The organism is Mesorhizobium sp. M0140, assembly GCF_040322475.1.
Lineage (GTDB): Bacteria > Pseudomonadota > Alphaproteobacteria > Rhizobiales > Rhizobiaceae > Mesorhizobium.
The window spans coordinates 143,043-158,202 of sequence record NZ_JAMYTM010000006.1; the positions used below are offsets into that span (position 1 = coordinate 143,043).

A 15,160-nucleotide genomic window follows, 5' to 3' on the forward strand; every position below is an offset into this window, starting at 1 on the left:
GGTCGTCGTGCGGGACATGAAAAAGAGGCGAAGAATCGCCCTGTCGCAACAAGAGGAGAACTGAAACATGCGCCTTTCCTTGAAAGCATCCATTGCCCTGCTCGCACTCGCCATCGCGACGCCCTCGCTTGCCGCGGAAAAGGTTCTTGGGCTTGCGGCAATCGACCTGCAGAATTCCTTCTTTGTCCGCATGAAGGAAGCGGGCGACGTGGCTGCCGCCGACTATGGGGTGAAATCCACCTGGCAGAGCGCCGAGGGCAGTCTGGAAAAACAGGTCAGCATCATCGAGAATTTCATCAATCAGGGCGTCAGCGCGATCCTGATCGATCCGATCGACAAGAACGCGGTCATTCCGGTCATCCAGAAAGCCACCGCCGCCGGCATTCCGGTGATCACCATGGGCAACAAGGTCGAGGCCGGCTCGAACTATTCGACGCTCTATCCGGACTACGACAACATGTCGATGGTTGCCCGCGCGCTCGGCAAGTCGCTTGGCGGCAAGGGCGAAGTCGCCCTGCTCGTCGGTTCGCGTGGCAACTTCGTGTCCGACACGCGCGAAAAAGGCTTTGTCGAAACCCTGAAAAAGGAGTTTCCGGATATCAAGGTTGTCGGCATCGAGCCGACCGGCTGGGACGCAGCCAAGGCAACCAATGCCGCCCAGACCTGGCTCACCACCTATCCGGATCTGAAGGCCATCGGCTGCATCTCCGACAGCCTTTGCCTGGCCGCCGATTCCGTTGCCAGCTCGATGGGAACCCAGCTGCTCTACGGCGGCTATGACGGCGACGCCGAGATGAAGCCGCTGATCGACGACGGCAAGATGGTGATGGACGTGCTGACCGGCGCCTATCGTGTCGGCTACTGGAACATCGCCGTTGCCGCTCGCCTGGCCAACGGCGAAAAGCTGCCGCAGGATCTCTACATGCCGACCTATTTCGTGACCTCGGATGCGACGGCGGCAAAGCTCAAGGCGGATCGCCTCACCTTCGAATACATCAACACCGACAAGGAGGCGGTGGAAGCCAAGAACTATACCGAGCAACTCGGTCCCAAGGTTCCGGCGACCGCCATGACCCTGGCAAAGTAACAGCCTAAAGCGGCTCAAGCGCCGGATGACATATCATCCGGCGTCCCCTTTTCCTGACGATCGCCGTCGCCGCTTCCGTGGTGACCGCGCATGATGCTCGATAAGAGGACCGACCCATGTTCCAGTCCTGGACCTCTCCGTTACTGCGGCGCAACGAACCGGTTCTCATCGCGGTGCTGCTGGTCGCCATCGCCGTCTTCGGCTGGATCGATCCGCGTTTTCTGTCGACCGGCAATCTTGTCAGTATCGCGCAGCAGAGTGCGGTCATCGCCCTCATCTCTTTTGCCATGACGGCCGTGATCATAGCGCGCGGCATTGATATTTCCGTCGGCAGCAATCTTGCCTGTTCCGGCATCGCCGCGGGCCTTGCCTACACGGCAACCGGCTCGGCGAGCTTGAGCCTTCTCGCCGCGATCGGTGGCGGTGCCGCAATCGGTCTGCTCAATGGAGCGCTGATCGGCTTTGCCGGCATCTCCCCATTCATCGCAACGCTCGCCACCATGGCGTTTGCGCGCGGCCTGGCGCTCAGTCTCTCCGGCGCATCGAGCATCGCGGTCGCCGATCCGGTCCTGCTTTTCGCGGGACGCGAGACGATCGGCCTTCTGCCGGTCTCCGTCATCATCGCCGCCATCTGCCTGGGCCTCTGGTGGTTCGTGCTCAATCGCACGGTGTACGGGCGCTGGATCTATGCGGTCGGCGGCAATGCGGGAGCAGCGCGGGCCTCACTGGTTCCCGTCGACCTCGTGCGCATCTCCGTCTACCTGATTGCCGGCGCAACGGCCGGGCTGGGCGCGATCCTCACCATCGGCCGCCTTGGTTCGGCACAGCCGCTTGCCGGCACCGGGCTTGAATTTACAGCCATCACAGCCGCCATCATCGGCGGCACGAAACTGTCCGGCGGCCAGGGCTCCATCTGGGGAACGGCGATCGGGGCGCTGCTGCTGGGCGTCATCAACACCGGCCTGTCCTTCCTGCAGGTACCACAGATCCTGATCTACTTCGTGACCGCGAGCCTCATTCTGGTGGCCGTTCTCACCAGCCAGCCGGAGAGTGTCGCCGCCCTGTTCAAAACCAGTGGCCGCAAGTCCACCCCGTCGCCCCGCAACACCGCCGCAACACCGGTCGGCAAACACAGCATCGCCTTGCGCGGGCTTGGCAAGTCTTTTCCGGGCGTCAAGGCACTCGACGGTGTCAGCTTTGCCGTCTCGGCCGGCGAGGTGGTAGGACTTGCCGGCGAGAACGGGGCCGGAAAATCGACGCTGGTGAAGTGCATTTCCGGTCTGCATCGTCCGGACGAGGGTGAGATCGTCATCGACGGCAACGCCGTCCAGTTCCACTCCCCCAGCGACGCCAAGGGCATCAGCGTCATCCATCAGCATTTCAGCCTTTCGCCGGACCTGACGGTGGCGGAGAATCTCTTCATCGGCCGCGAACCGCATACCCGCCTGGGATTTCTCGACCGGGCCCGGATGCGGCGCGATGCGAAATCCATCATGGACGAGCTGTCGCTCGATATCGACATTGGCGCGGAGCTGCGAACGCTTTCCGTCGGGCACCGGCAGATGGTGGAAATTGCCCGTGCCGTTCTGTCCGATGCCTGGTTCTTCATCATGGACGAGCCGACCAGCGCGCTCTCCAACCGCGAGCGCGACCAACTCTACGACCTGATCGACAGGCTGAGAGCTCGCGGCGCCGGCATCCTCTACATCTCGCACAAGATGGAAGAGATCTTCAGCCAGTGCGACCGCGTCGTCGTTCTGCGTGACGGACGCTTCATCGGCGAGCGCCAGACCCGCCAGACCAACGAGGCCGAGATCGTCTCCATGATGGTCGGGCGCGATGTCGGCGACATCTTCCCCTATCTCGAAGCGCAAGTCGGCGAAACCGCGATCGAGATCAGCAACATCTCCGATGGCAAGCTCTTGAAGTCGGCCACGCTCAGCGTGTGCAGGGGCGAAATCGTCGCGCTCGCCGGCCTGATGGGAAGCGGCCGCTCCGAGGTGCTCAGGCTGATTGCCGGCCTCGAGACCATGGATGGCGGCACGCTTAGAATTTTCGGCGGGCAGCAGACCGGCGGCGACACCAAGGCCGCCAATCGCGCCGGCATCGTCTACATACCCGAAGACCGGCATCTGGAAGGCTTCGTCGGCACGATGTCGATCAGGGACAATCTGTCCCTCGCCTGGATTCGCGACAACAGTCACTTCGGCCTGCTGAGACCTCGCCGCATCCTGGCACTCGCGCGCGATCTCATCGGCTCACTGGGCGTGCGGCCGGCCCAGCCCGACAAGATGACCATCGAGCTTTCGGGCGGCAATCAGCAGAAGGTCGTCATCGGCAAATGGCTTGCCACCAAGCCGAAGATCATCCTGCTCGACGAGCCGACACGCGGCGTCGACGTCGGCGCAAAATCCGAACTCCATCACCTGATCGCAAGATTGAAGGCCGAGGGCGCGGCGATCCTCATGGTGTCGAGCGAGTTGCCCGAGGTTCTCGGCGTTGCCGACCGCATCGTCGTCATGCGCGAAGGCCACTCTGTCGGCACGCTGGCTCGTGGGGCGACGGAAGAAGACGTGATGACGCTGGCCTTCGGTGATCGCACGATCACACCACCAGCTTGCGCACCCCGGCCAGCATCCAACCTTGCACCATGCCTGTAAGGAGAGACCCTTTGAGCAAGCTGAAAATCGCCATCGTCGGTGCCGGCTACATGGGTCTCCTGCATGCGCAGGTGGTTGCCGCGAGCCCTGTCGCGGAACTGTCGGCATTCCTTGATCCGAATGCTGCCACGGGGAGCAAGGCCGCGTCCGATTTCGGTGCCCGGCATTTCCGCGATGCCGCCACAGCGCTGGCCGCCAATGCCGCCGACGCCTATATCGTGGCGGCACCCGACACGCTGCATGAAGACGTCTGCCGCACGCTGCTCGATGCCGGCAAGCCGGTGCTGCTCGAAAAACCGATGGCTCACGATCTTTCCGCTGCCAAGGCGATTGCTAGAGCGGCGGAGAGAAACGGCGCGCGCCTGTTGGTCGGCCACATCCTGCGGTTCGACCCGCGCTATTGCGAGGCCGCGGCAGCGGTGAAATCCGGGCGGATCGGCGAGCCGATCCACGGCAGCAGCGGCCGTTTCACCAATCGCGAAGTCGGTCTTCGCATGAACGGAAACTCGAGCGTCTGCTTCTACCTCGGCGTGCACGACGTGGATGCGCTGCAATGGATCTCAGGTTCGGACATCATCGCCGTCTACTCCCGCCCGGTCGCCAAGCTCATGCCTTCGCTCGGAGTTCGATCCGAAGACGCGATCTTCTCCACCGTCGAACTGTCGAACGGAATGAGCGGACAGCTCTACTTCGGCTGGACGCTGCCACCGACCGTTCCGACCGGCATCTGGGCACGCACGGAAATCATCGGCACGGAAGGCATGATCGACCTCGACGTGCGCGACCACGGTCTACGCATCCTGTCGCGTGGACAGTGGTCGCAACCCGACGCCCTGCACTGGCCGACCGTCAATGGCCGTATCACCGGGGATCTCTTCGAGGAGGTCCACCATTTCATTTCGGCGGTTCGCGACGACACCCCTTTCGTGATGCCGGTCGGCGACGCCCTGCGCGCCGTCGCCGTCAATGATGCCATCCTGCGCAGCGTCAAATCAGGCCTGCGCGAACCGGTCGAAGATTGGCACATTCGATGAGAGGATCCTCATGAACCGCCAACAGAACATCTGGTGCAGGCGCTTTCTCGACCTCTCGCCGTTGATCCTGCTGGTCATCCTGCTGGCGATCTTCGCGCTCATCGACGCCCGCATCGTTTCAACCGCCAGCCTGATCAACATCGTCGCCCAGGCGACCCCGATCGCCATCCTGGCGCTTGGGGCTCTGATCGTTCTGCTGACGGCGGGCATCGACCTGTCCGCCGGCGTCGGCGTCGCCTTCTGCGCCGTCTTCATCGCCAGCCTGATCGACGGCGGCGCCGGCCTGCCGCTTGCCCTGCTTGTCGGCTTTGCCGTGATGGTGGTGATCGGCCTCGCGAACGGCGCCGTTATCGCACTGTTGAAAATACCGCCCTTCGTGACGACACTGGCCACAATGGTCGCGCTGCAGGGCGCAACGCTTGCCGTTGCCTCCAAAGGCGTCCTGATGCTGAAGGATCCGACGCTTCGCGCGGTCGGCATTGAGCGCAGCTTTGGCATTCCCAATGTCATCTTCGCAACGCTCCTGATCGTTGCCGTAGCAGCAATCCTGATGCGGCACAGCCGTTTCGGGCTGCGTACCTATGCGCTCGGGTCGGATGCCGGAGCCGCGGAACTTGCCGGCATCCCGGTGACGAAACACACGATCCTCGTCTATTGCGCCTCCAGCATCTTCGTCTTCCTGACGGCCGTGATCATGATCAGCCGGGTGCCTGTCGTGACGCCGAATATCGGCGGTACCTCGCTGCTTCTGGACGCGATCGCCGCTGCCGTGCTTGGAGGCACCAGTATCTTCGGCGGACGGGGAACGGTGTGGGGGGCGGTCGTCGGCGCCCTGATCGTCAGTCTGCTGACAACTGCGCTTCGGGTGTTCGGCACGGATCCTTCCAGCCTCGAACTCTACAAGGGTGCAATCATCATGGTCGCTCTCCTGGCCGATTCCGGCATGACCTACGCCAAGGCGCGGCTTGTCGAGGCAGCACGATGAGCGAGCCAGTTCCGGCCTTGCCGATCCCGCCCAGGTCCAGCTTTGCGCTGATGACCTCGCCGGATACGGAAAGACACGCGACAGCCGGCGTGCATAAACCCGTCGTCATTCTGCCGCTCGGCGCTGTCGAGCAACATGGCCCGCATCTGCCTCTCGGCGTCGATTGCTGGCTTGCGGAAGCAGTCGCTCTCGCCGCGGCGGAAGGACAGGCTTCCATGCGTGTCGCCGAACCTTTCGCCTATGGCTCGTCCGAGCATCATCGCTCCTTCTCCGGCACGATGAGCCTCAGTCCGCGGACCTTCATCGCCGTGCTCGTCGATCTCTGCACCTGCCTTGCCGAAGACGGCTTCCTGCCGGTCATGCTGAACGGCCATGGCGGAAACCGCGCCGCCATCCAGGTGGCGATCACCACCCTTGGCCAGCGTGGCATCGTCACCGCGGGTTTCTCGTATTTCGATCTCATCGCCGACGTGGCGGCGGAGGCCCTGCCCGATGCCGCCACGGGCACCGGTCACGCTTGCGCGCTTGAAACCTCGTTGATGATGCATGTGCTTGGCGACGGCGTTCGCCGCGATCTCATCCCGCCAGGAGGCACCCCGCCATCCTGGCCGGATCCTCACCTTTACGCGGCGCCGGCCGTCGCCGTCTGGCGCCGTTTCGAAGCCATCCGCGACAACGGCGTCGTCGGTACGCCATCGGAGGCGAGCGCGGAGGCCGGCTGCAGACTTTTCATCGCAGCCGTGGAGCGCAGCCGCGCCGCCATTTTGAACATCCAATCCGAATTCGGCCAAAGGAACGCATGATGACAGTCCATTTCAAATCTTCTCTCGAAGGCCCCAACCTGCGCGGCATGGCGATCGTCTCGGAGCCGGAAGCAACCGCCCGCATCGGCATCAACCGCATCGGCGGTGAGTGGATTGCGGGCAGCTCCGGCAAATTCCTGAAAATCGACAGTCCTTCGACGGGCGAGCATCTCGGCTATCTCTCCCTTTCCACCCGAGGCGATGTCAGTCGCGCGGTGAAAGCCGCCGAAGGCGCACGCGAGGCCATGCGCAAGATGGGAACCTTCGCGCGCGCTCAACTATGCATGCGCATTGCCGACGCGATCGACAGGCGCGCCGAGGAGCTTGCGCGCCTGCTCTGCCTGGAACAGGGTAAGCCGTTCCACAGCGAGGCAAAGGCCGAAGCGTCGGCGGCGGCTCTCGGCTTCCGCAATGCGGCAGAACAGATGAAGTGGCTGGAGACGGCGGCGTTTCCGCTTGCCGATGCCAACAAGCGCGCCTTCAGCTTCCTGCAGCCGAAGGGCGTCTTTGCCATCATCACACCCTGGAATTTCCCGCTCGCCCTGCCCTGCCTCTACTATCTCGGACCGGCCGTCGCAACGGGCAACACCGTCGTCTGGGTGCCCGCGCCGACGACGTCGCTGATTGCCACTGCACTTGTCGAATGCTTCATCGAGGCGGGCCTGCCGGACGGCGCCATCAATCTCGTTCTGGGTGACGGTGCGGAGGTGGGCGACGAGGCGGTCGTTCATCCGGGCACCCATGCCATCGGCTTCACCGGCAGTTCCGCCACCGGCGCGACGATCGCCCGGCGTGGCGCGGGCAAGCCGCTTCTGCTCGAAATGGGCGGCAACGGTCCGACCATCGTGCTGGCCGATGCCGATATCGACATGGCTGCCGCCCAGGTCGGGGCCGGCTGCTTTGCCAATGCCGGGCAGATCTGCACGGCCACCGAACGCGTGCTGGTGCATAAATCCGTCCATGACCGTTTCATCGAAGGTCTCGTGAAAGCGGCCGCGAAGGTGAAAATGGGCGACCCTTTCGATCCCGCGACGACGATGGGGCCGATCAACAATGCGGTGGCCGTCGACAAGGTGCTCAGCCACATTGCGGACGCCCGCTCACGTGGCGCCGAGATCGTCACCGGCGGCAATGTGGCGGCGGGCTTTGCCACCAATCTCTATTTCGAGCCGTCGATCGTCACAGGACTGACCCGGGAAAGCCTGCTCAATGTCGAGGAATCCTTCGGGCCGATTGCACCCGTGCTGACCTTCGAGACCGACGAGGAGGCGATGGAACTTGCGGCGTCCAGCCCCTACGGCCTGTCGGCCGCGGTCTTCACCAGCACCATCAAGAACGCCTTTGCCTTTGCTGAAAGCCTGAGGGTCGGCATCGTCAACATCAACGAGATGAGTTGCTATTGGGAGCCGCATATTCCTGCCGGCGGCGCCGCCGGGACGCAGAGCGGCCTCGGTCGCACCGGGGGTCGGCACACGCTGATGGAAATGTGCGACTTGAAGACGATTACCATGGATGTCACTCGCTGACATTCAAGGCCCGCGCCTTTTTGCGCGGGCCTGCCCTCGCGACCATATGCAGTTCGGCAGAGAGCTGTCAGGTGGACCGGCGCAGGCTGTCGGCCATTTTCTCGCCAATCATGATCGAGGTGAGATTGGTGTTTGCCTGGCAATCGAGCGGCATGATCGACGCATCGATAACCCGCAGTCCTTCCAAACCGTAGACCCGGCATTCCGGATCGACCACGGCCTCGCCGGGCCTTCCCATGCAACAGCCTCCGATCCCATGCTGCGCATCGGAAGACTGCGCCAGCAGGAAATTGTCGACCTCCTCGTCGCTTGCCGTTTCGAGCCATGACAAAGGCAGATCGGAATCCCCCAGCAGGACGCGCTCGGCGATCGCCTGGATCGGCGCCTGCCGGGCAATCTCGCCAAGGTGGCGATAGGCGATACGCATGCGCTGGAGATCCATTGGATCGTCCAGCATGTTCTCTTCCACGATCGGCTGGTCGAAAGGGTTGGCGGAACGCAGTTGCACGGTGCCGCGGCTCTTGGCCTCCATCAGGATCAGATTGACCATGGCCTCGCCGAACTGGGCGCTGTCGGACTCCACGCCGATACCGCCATGGTTCATGGCGACGTAGAGAATGTCGTCGCGCTCAGCGCCCGGCACGCCCGAACTCATCCGCACACAGCAGTTGGTATGCCGCGCGTCGACATCGGTCGCCTTGAATTCCGGCTTCAGCTTCAGTTCGATGCGGCAATAAGGATGGTCGAAAAAACCTTCGCCGACCGGCAGGTCGGCAAGCACCTCGATGTCCTTTCGATTCAAGAGAGCCGCCGGACCGATGCCCGAGCGCTGCAGGATGACCGGAGAGTGGATGGCGCCGGCCGAGAGGACGATCAGCGGCGCCTCGAATTTGCGAACCTGACCGGCCACGATGGCCAAAACGCCGATCGCTTTCCTGCCATCGAAAAGCACCTTGTCCACTGTCGCCTGCCCGATGATGGTGAGGTTCGGCCGGTCGCGGGCCGCTTCCAGATAGCCGTCATTGACCGACACGCGCTTGCCGGCTCGACTGTTGATGGGATAGGTGCAAGCCCCTTCGGCATCCGGAGCATTGAGATCGTCATGCCAAGGATGGCCGAGAGCCATCGCGCTTTGGCGCATGGCCTTGTCGACGCTTCCCCAGCTTTCGACAGGCGCGCGGTAGATCGGAATCGGGCCGCCGCTGCCGTGAAAATTGGCCGCGATCGGGTCGTCCTCCAGGCGGCAGAAGAAGGGCAGCACATCCGCTCCCGACCAGCCCTTGCATCCGATTTCCTCCCAGCGGTCGAATGCATGGAGCACGCCGCGAATGGCAATCTGCCCATTGACGGCCGTCGAACCGCCAAGCCCCTTGCCGCGCCAGTAGACCCGATGCTCCTGCCGCTTCGTGCGGCGAGCCATCAGGTCGGGATACATGTATTGCTGCTGAAAATGATCGGGAAGCAGCAGGTTGAAGGGATTTGGGCTCGTCATCTCGGCAGGTTGCTCGCCGCTCCGGTAGTCCGGCCCCGCTTCCAGCAAAAGCACGTTCGTGGCTGCATCCTCGGTTAGCCGGGCGGCAAGAACAGCCCCGGCTGCGCCGGCTCCGACAACGATGACATCAAAGGGCATGCCGCACTCCCTACATCCGATCAATGCACGGCTGACTCGCCCGCGACATCATGTTGATTTCATTTGTGCACGATCATCTGCTGGCATTCAGGCTCAGCGATGTACGCCGGAACCAACCACCTTAGCCGCGTTGCACGACTGCAAGATCATCATGATTTGTTTTATATGTAAATATGATTTTGTATATGAACCCATCGGAAGGGTTTCTTTTCACCATCTGCTCCATATCGCGCGAAGAACCCCGGTGCTCTCCGTCCCCTGCCGGCGGTTCTCACACCGTCATCATCCATCGCCTTTTGACAGCGATCGGTTTTCGACAAAAGCGGTGTTTGGCGTGCTGCCCTTCCGAGTCGCGCCCAGGGAACAACTGCTTCCATGGAAAGTTAGTCCATGGCTACACCGCCGGTGAGCTTTCACGACAATCCAGGGAGACAAATCATGGCGACTGCAAAAAGAGCGACGACAAAGGGACTGGAGGCTTTGTTCCTCGATGGGCTGAAGGACATTTACTACGCTGAAAAGAAGATACTCAAAGCCTTGCCGAAGATGGCAAAGGGCGCCGAATCCGAGGAGGTGGCCGCGGCCTTTGAGAAACATCGCATGGAAACCGAAGGCCAGGTCGATCGGCTCGAGCAAGTGTTCGAACTTATGGACAAACCGGCCCGCGGCAAGACCTGTCCGGCGATCGACGGCATTCTTGAGGAAGGGTCGGAAATTCTCGACGAATACAAGGGTGACCCGGCGCTGGATGCAGGGCTGGTCGGCGCGGCACAGGCCGTCGAGCATTATGAAATCGCGCGCTATGGCACGTTGGTCGCGTGGGCTGAACAGCTTGGCAAGAGCGACGTGGTCAAGCTCCTCAACGAGACATTGAAAGAGGAGGTCGCGACGGACGAAGCGCTTTCCGGGCTGGGCGAAGGCGGTGTCAATGAGCGCGCCCTGGAGCAAGCTGCCTGACTGGTTGTGCCCGGCGCCAAAGCCGCCGGGGCGACTTCGCGACCCGGCCTCTTCGTCGGTACCCCTTCAGATGCAATCAGACCCACCCCGATACTTCGGGGTGGGTCTGCTGAAATCAACCGCGATCAGCGGTTCTTGTGGCTTTGTTCGCCAGCTTTCACGTGCTGTTCGTGGGTTCCACCACGCATGCCGGATCCATCGCCCTGCTGCCGTTGACCACCACCAGCGGCCTGCTGTTGCTGACGGTTTTTATTGTCGGCGTTCTTGTGGCTCTGCTGGCCTGCCTTCACATGCTGTTCGTGACTACCACCTTGATTGGGCATTCTTCTTCTCCTTCAAAATCCACGAGGCGACAACCGCCTCGATTGCCTAAGAAGAGTCAGGCGCGAACGTTCCCTCACGTAACATTTTGTGAAGACCACAAAGCCCGCGGCGTTCGAAGGCGCCTGAGATGGCTGTCGGATTTATTTCTTGGCGTTGGCAACGAGTTCATCTTGGCCGTGACCGACGTTGCCGGCGGGTCTCATGCCTGTGCCCACCCAGGAGGAAAATGCATGTCATTCCGATCCGAGAGATTTACAACCGCTTTGACGTATAGCGAGGATGATAGAGCGCGGGCCGCCGCAGCGCTCTATCAATACAACATCGCACAGACCGGGATCGACGACCGAGCTGTCATCGGAGCGGAGCTTTGCGACCACTCAGGAAAAGTCTGGGGCGGGCTTTGGGGCAGAACGGAGCTCGGGCTCCTGTTTCTCGACATGTTCTTCCTGCCTGAGCAGTTGCGTGGCCAATCCTTTGGCTCACAACTTCTCAGGACTGTCGAGGAAGAAGCCATCCGGCGTGGCTGTAAGAAGGCCGTCGTGGAGACGAGCAGTTTCCAGGCACCGGTATTCTACATGCGCCATGGTTTCGAGGAATTTGGCAAAGTCGAATTCGGGATCCCTGGACATGCCCGCATCTTCCTTCGGAAAGATCTGCTGTGAAATTGATCGCGAACCTGCCGTCATGGCCTCAATCGCGAGGCAGCGACGGGTCGGTTCATTTTCCCGCAGCGAGCAGTGACTGTTCATATGATCTGCCAAGGCTGATCCAACGCCAATTTGCGACGCCATGCTCCACAGCCAAATTCTTGAGCGCCACAGCCTCGTGTGAACCGACTCAGGCCGTGGGTGTTGCTGCTTGGAACAAATCGGCGGCGGCAGAAGTTTGGCGTGCGCTACGAGGACCGCATGGCGAGCAAATCGACCGTGGTAGGCCGCTCCGGCGCACGCAAGCTTTGCTCTCGCCGCGCTCACAAGTGCAAGTCTGCCAGGGCGTGGTTGAAAGGGAGAAATCATGGCCAAGGTTTCAAGTCCGACCCCTGCCGCGGCCAGAGGCGAAGTTCAGGCAGGAGCGACGCAGGACAAGACGCCGGGGTTCGATCCCGCCATTGCCCCGCTTGAGACAGACGCAGAGGCCGCGGACACACAAAATCCGGTCGCTGGGACAAGTCCGCCGCGCAATCGTCCAGAATTCGAAAACGATGCCAGCTTTGCCAACGCCATGCGCCCGGTCGAAGGCGAGCCGGAACTGCGGCCTGGCGCCAACTGGCCGGTTTTGGTGATTGCAGCTGTCGTTTTGATAGCAGCCGTGGTTTTCCTGGCGGCAAGCATGCTGCGCTGAGAACGATCCCGACGATGCAGCACCCCACGGCCTATTCATGGAGGTCTGGTGCGCCCTTCATGCCTGAGAGTTCGGTCATTGGGCACAGCAGCCGCGGTCGCGCGGGATCGGAGATGTCGAGCTTGTCCCAAGGGATGCGGTATAGACCGTCGCGGCGGCGCAATCGGAAAAGATCCAGCACCGCCACGCCTATGGCCGAGGCCGAAAGACGCTCGAAAGCAGCGTAGACCCCGACATGGAATTCGGTGACGAGGAAATCGTCACCGTCCCGTTCGGCGTGGATCTCCTCGATATAACCGACATTCTTGCCGCGCTGCGAGAGTACTCGTCGCCCTGCCAGATGCTCGAGATTGACCGTGGTCATTATCAAGCTCCCGGAATGCGCCCGATGACATGGTCGCGCAACCAGTCCTGCCAGGCGAAGATCGACGTTTCTCGCACATCGATGTCGAACTCGACATCGATGCCGATATCTTTCACCTTGTGCCAGGCGATCCGATGGGGTTCGCCATGCTGCTTGCCACCCAGCTTGACCGCGAGCCGCGCCATCCAGCGCCCAGGCCGTGCGCCGAGGCGACGTGCCAGGGTGATGGAGCCGAGCTCGATGGCAATGATCCGAGGCGGCTTGCCAGGCCGCAACTCCGCCACCAGCCCGTCGACCTTGCCGATCTTGATCTGCTCGCGGTCGACCACCTGCTTGTCGAGGAGATCACGCAGCAACTTCATCATGTGCCCCCGAATATCTGCAGCGGGATGGTCACCACCGCCAGTACGAAGCCAAGCGCGATGATGAAGATGACGGCGGCATTCGACAAAAAGCCATTGCGATGCTCGCCGACATAACGTTTGTCGTTCAGCAGAAACAGGAAAGGAACGACCGTCAGCGGCAGGCTGGCTGCCGTCAGCGCCATGGAAAAGATGGTGAGCCTCAGCGGATCGAGACCAAGCGCGATGGGAATAGCCGCCAAAAGCAATGATATCGTGTAGGTGGCGCTGAAACCCGGATCGTCGCGCGGCTTGCGATCCTCGCCCCAATTCCAGCCGAAACCCTGGGCCACAAGATAGGCCTGTTGCAACCCGACCTCTAGTGCGGCGCCGAAGCAGGCAATGGCGAGGGAGGCAACAAACAGCACGAAGCCCCAGAAGCCGAATATGGATATCAGCATCAACGGCAATTGGTGATAGTCGTCCACCTGGGTGACGCCATGCGTGGCGAGCACGAGAGCGGCCACGATCAACACGCCGATCGAGATGGTCCCCCCGAAAGTCATGCCCAACCCCGCTATGGCCCGATTGGCTCCGAGATAGCTTTTGTCCCACCGGTCCTCGATGGCCCCCGAGGAATAGAACATGAAGAGGTAGGGCGATATCGAGGCGCCGAGAATGCTCACCGCCATGAACCAGTAATTGGCGGCATCGTGGACCGGCAGCGAAGGCACGGCGCCCCTTGCGACTGCCGTCCAATCGGGTCTCAGCATCACCGCTCCGACGACGAAACACAGCGTCACCAGACCGAGAATAGATACGCCCTTCTCGATGAAGCCGAAGGTGCCTTTCCAAAGCAGCAGCCACGCCAGCAAAGCCACCGGCAGTGCCCACCACTGGAAGCCTATGCCGGTGGCAAATTCGAGCGCAATGGCGACGCCGCCGATCTCGGCGGACAGCACCAGGAAATTGACCAGCAGGGCGGCCAGCAACGGCCATAGAAAGACGTTGAAGCCGAATCTCTCGCGGATGCCGTCGGAGATCGTGTGATGGCTCACGGCCGCGAACCGGCCGGACATTTCGACAAGGAAGATGATGCAGATGGTGCCTAGCACCACCGCCCAGATCAACTGGAAGCCAAACATCGCGCCTGCCTGCGCCGCCGTCGCCATGGACCCGACTTCGAGGAAGCCGCCGACGCTGGTGACGACGCCGAGGGATATTTCCATGAGCTTCTTCATGGCTTCGGCGCGAAATACTTGGCGTAGGCGGTAGCGAGCGAACGCGACGCCAGCCGTAGATCCTGTTGCGCGTCTTGGACTTCCGGCCGGTCGCCCGCCTGCAATCCGGCCTCTGCACGCGCCACCGCGACCGACAAATCGTAGACTGCCTTTGTCAGTGAAGCTTGCTCGGCGGGTTCACTGGTTTGCGCGGACCGGATTTGCGCCCCGGCGTCGGTAAGCGTCTCGCCGATCGATTGCAGCGTACCCACCGTGTATGCGGTCGGCGCCGCCCCTGCCGCCCAGGCGTCCAGCGCCATCAACACGGTCTGCGATGCGGAGGCCGCTGTTCGTGATTGCTGCTCGATCTGATCGGAAGATGAGCATGCCGACAACATCAGCAACAGCAAGCACAGGCAGTCGTGCCTGAGATAGCGGCGTCTAACGATCAAATCAGGCGTTTGGTGCGCCACCGAATAGTCTCCCCCGACCCAACAAAACCGTGGCCGGCGTAAATCTGATCTAGAGCACTCGTCGGGTCCGTCAACGACCGCGCCCGCCGATCCGGAGCACGAGGCGGCGAGCCAGGTCCCGATCGGTTTCAATTGCCGCATCAGCGTAAGCTGAAGGTCAGGCGGGGCGATCCCCGTTCGGCGCGTCTTGGATTCTGTATTCGTGAATGAGGCCGAGAACCTGAGTTCTGACTGTATCGCGCGCGTCGGGCTGGATGAAAAACATCAGCCGTTCGACCGCTTCCACGACTGCTTCCGGCAGATCCGAAACCGCATCGGTGAATTCGCTGCCATGCTCGTACATATTGTCCGTCAGCTTCTTGTCGAGGTCGGAAAGGATGCCCATCATCCACACTCCAGATCGGTGCTGTATTGA

The 15,160-nt window shown here is 61.8% G+C and carries 15 protein-coding genes; 9 read left to right on the plus strand and 6 right to left on the minus strand.

Annotated elements, in window-relative coordinates:
- The first annotated feature begins 67 nt into the window (after positions 1-67).
- The 6 genes from NKJ37_RS08685 (at position 68) to NKJ37_RS08710 (ending at position 8,095) form a co-directional block, all read left to right on the plus strand.
- Complete coding sequence (locus tag NKJ37_RS08685) at positions 68-1,087, plus strand: sugar ABC transporter substrate-binding protein (protein ID WP_352773647.1); 1,020 nt, start codon at positions 68-70, stop codon at positions 1,085-1,087.
- 116 nt (positions 1,088-1,203) lie between these two features.
- Positions 1,204-3,747, plus strand: coding sequence for an ATP-binding cassette domain-containing protein (locus NKJ37_RS08690; RefSeq protein ID WP_352773650.1), 2,544 nt, complete (start codon positions 1,204-1,206; stop codon positions 3,745-3,747).
- Positions 3,748-3,758: 11 nt separating this feature from the next.
- A complete protein-coding gene (locus NKJ37_RS08695) occupies positions 3,759-4,781 on the plus strand; it encodes a Gfo/Idh/MocA family protein (RefSeq protein WP_352773653.1) in 1,023 nt (340 codons plus the stop codon).
- 10 nt (positions 4,782-4,791) lie between these two features.
- Entirely contained in the window at positions 4,792-5,766 is a 975-nt protein-coding gene (locus NKJ37_RS08700) for an ABC transporter permease (RefSeq protein WP_352773656.1), read from the plus strand.
- On the plus strand, positions 5,763-6,569 hold the full coding sequence (locus NKJ37_RS08705; protein WP_352773659.1) for a creatininase family protein: 807 nt from the start codon (positions 5,763-5,765) through the stop codon (positions 6,567-6,569). The genes NKJ37_RS08700 and NKJ37_RS08705 overlap by 4 nt, the downstream gene beginning before the upstream one ends.
- A complete protein-coding gene (locus tag NKJ37_RS08710) occupies positions 6,569-8,095 on the plus strand; it encodes an aldehyde dehydrogenase family protein (protein ID WP_352773662.1) in 1,527 nt (508 codons plus the stop codon). Before NKJ37_RS08705 ends, NKJ37_RS08710 begins: the two co-directional genes overlap by 1 nt.
- 67 nt (positions 8,096-8,162) lie before the next feature.
- Here NKJ37_RS08710 and NKJ37_RS08715 read toward each other — a convergent pair whose 3' ends face one another.
- Complete coding sequence (locus NKJ37_RS08715) at positions 8,163-9,725, minus strand: GMC family oxidoreductase (protein WP_352773665.1); 1,563 nt, start codon at positions 9,723-9,725, stop codon at positions 8,163-8,165.
- Between the two features lie 438 nt (positions 9,726-10,163).
- Here NKJ37_RS08715 and NKJ37_RS08720 point away from each other — a divergent pair, with 438 nt between their 5' ends.
- The 3 genes from NKJ37_RS08720 to NKJ37_RS08730 all read left to right on the plus strand — a co-directional run bounded on the left by NKJ37_RS08720 (position 10,164) and on the right by NKJ37_RS08730 (position 12,347).
- Complete coding sequence (locus NKJ37_RS08720; RefSeq protein WP_013530428.1) at positions 10,164-10,682, plus strand: YciE/YciF ferroxidase family protein; 519 nt, start codon at positions 10,164-10,166, stop codon at positions 10,680-10,682.
- A gap of 137 nt (positions 10,683-10,819) precedes the next feature.
- Entirely contained in the window at positions 10,820-11,668 is an 849-nt protein-coding gene (locus NKJ37_RS08725; RefSeq protein ID WP_352773667.1) for a GNAT family N-acetyltransferase, read from the plus strand.
- 352 nt (positions 11,669-12,020) lie between these two features.
- On the plus strand, positions 12,021-12,347 hold the full coding sequence (locus NKJ37_RS08730; protein ID WP_023809457.1) for a hypothetical protein: 327 nt from the start codon (positions 12,021-12,023) through the stop codon (positions 12,345-12,347).
- A gap of 31 nt (positions 12,348-12,378) precedes the next feature.
- Here the strand turns inward: NKJ37_RS08730 and NKJ37_RS08735 are convergent, their stop codons facing one another.
- From NKJ37_RS08735 to NKJ37_RS08755, 5 genes are all read right to left on the minus strand, one after another.
- Positions 12,379-12,711 carry a hypothetical protein gene (locus NKJ37_RS08735; RefSeq protein ID WP_352551568.1) on the minus strand — a complete coding sequence of 111 codons (333 nt, stop codon included), beginning with the start codon at positions 12,709-12,711 and terminating at the stop codon, positions 12,379-12,381.
- A gap of 2 nt (positions 12,712-12,713) precedes the next feature.
- Positions 12,714-13,073: a hypothetical protein gene (locus tag NKJ37_RS08740; RefSeq protein ID WP_352773670.1), complete on the minus strand. Its 360-nt coding sequence runs from the start codon at positions 13,071-13,073 to the stop codon at positions 12,714-12,716.
- Positions 13,073-14,293, minus strand: coding sequence for an NRAMP family divalent metal transporter (locus NKJ37_RS08745; protein WP_023809459.1), 1,221 nt, complete (start codon positions 14,291-14,293; stop codon positions 13,073-13,075). The genes NKJ37_RS08740 and NKJ37_RS08745 overlap by 1 nt, the downstream gene beginning before the upstream one ends.
- Entirely contained in the window at positions 14,290-14,745 is a 456-nt protein-coding gene (locus NKJ37_RS08750; protein ID WP_352551570.1) for a hypothetical protein, read from the minus strand. The genes NKJ37_RS08745 and NKJ37_RS08750 overlap by 4 nt, the downstream gene beginning before the upstream one ends.
- A gap of 157 nt (positions 14,746-14,902) precedes the next feature.
- The gene (locus tag NKJ37_RS08755) at positions 14,903-15,133 is read right to left on the minus strand and encodes a hypothetical protein (protein ID WP_031212583.1); all 231 of its coding nucleotides are present in this window, start codon (positions 15,131-15,133) and stop codon (positions 14,903-14,905) included.
- Positions 15,134-15,160: the final 27 nt, after the last annotated feature.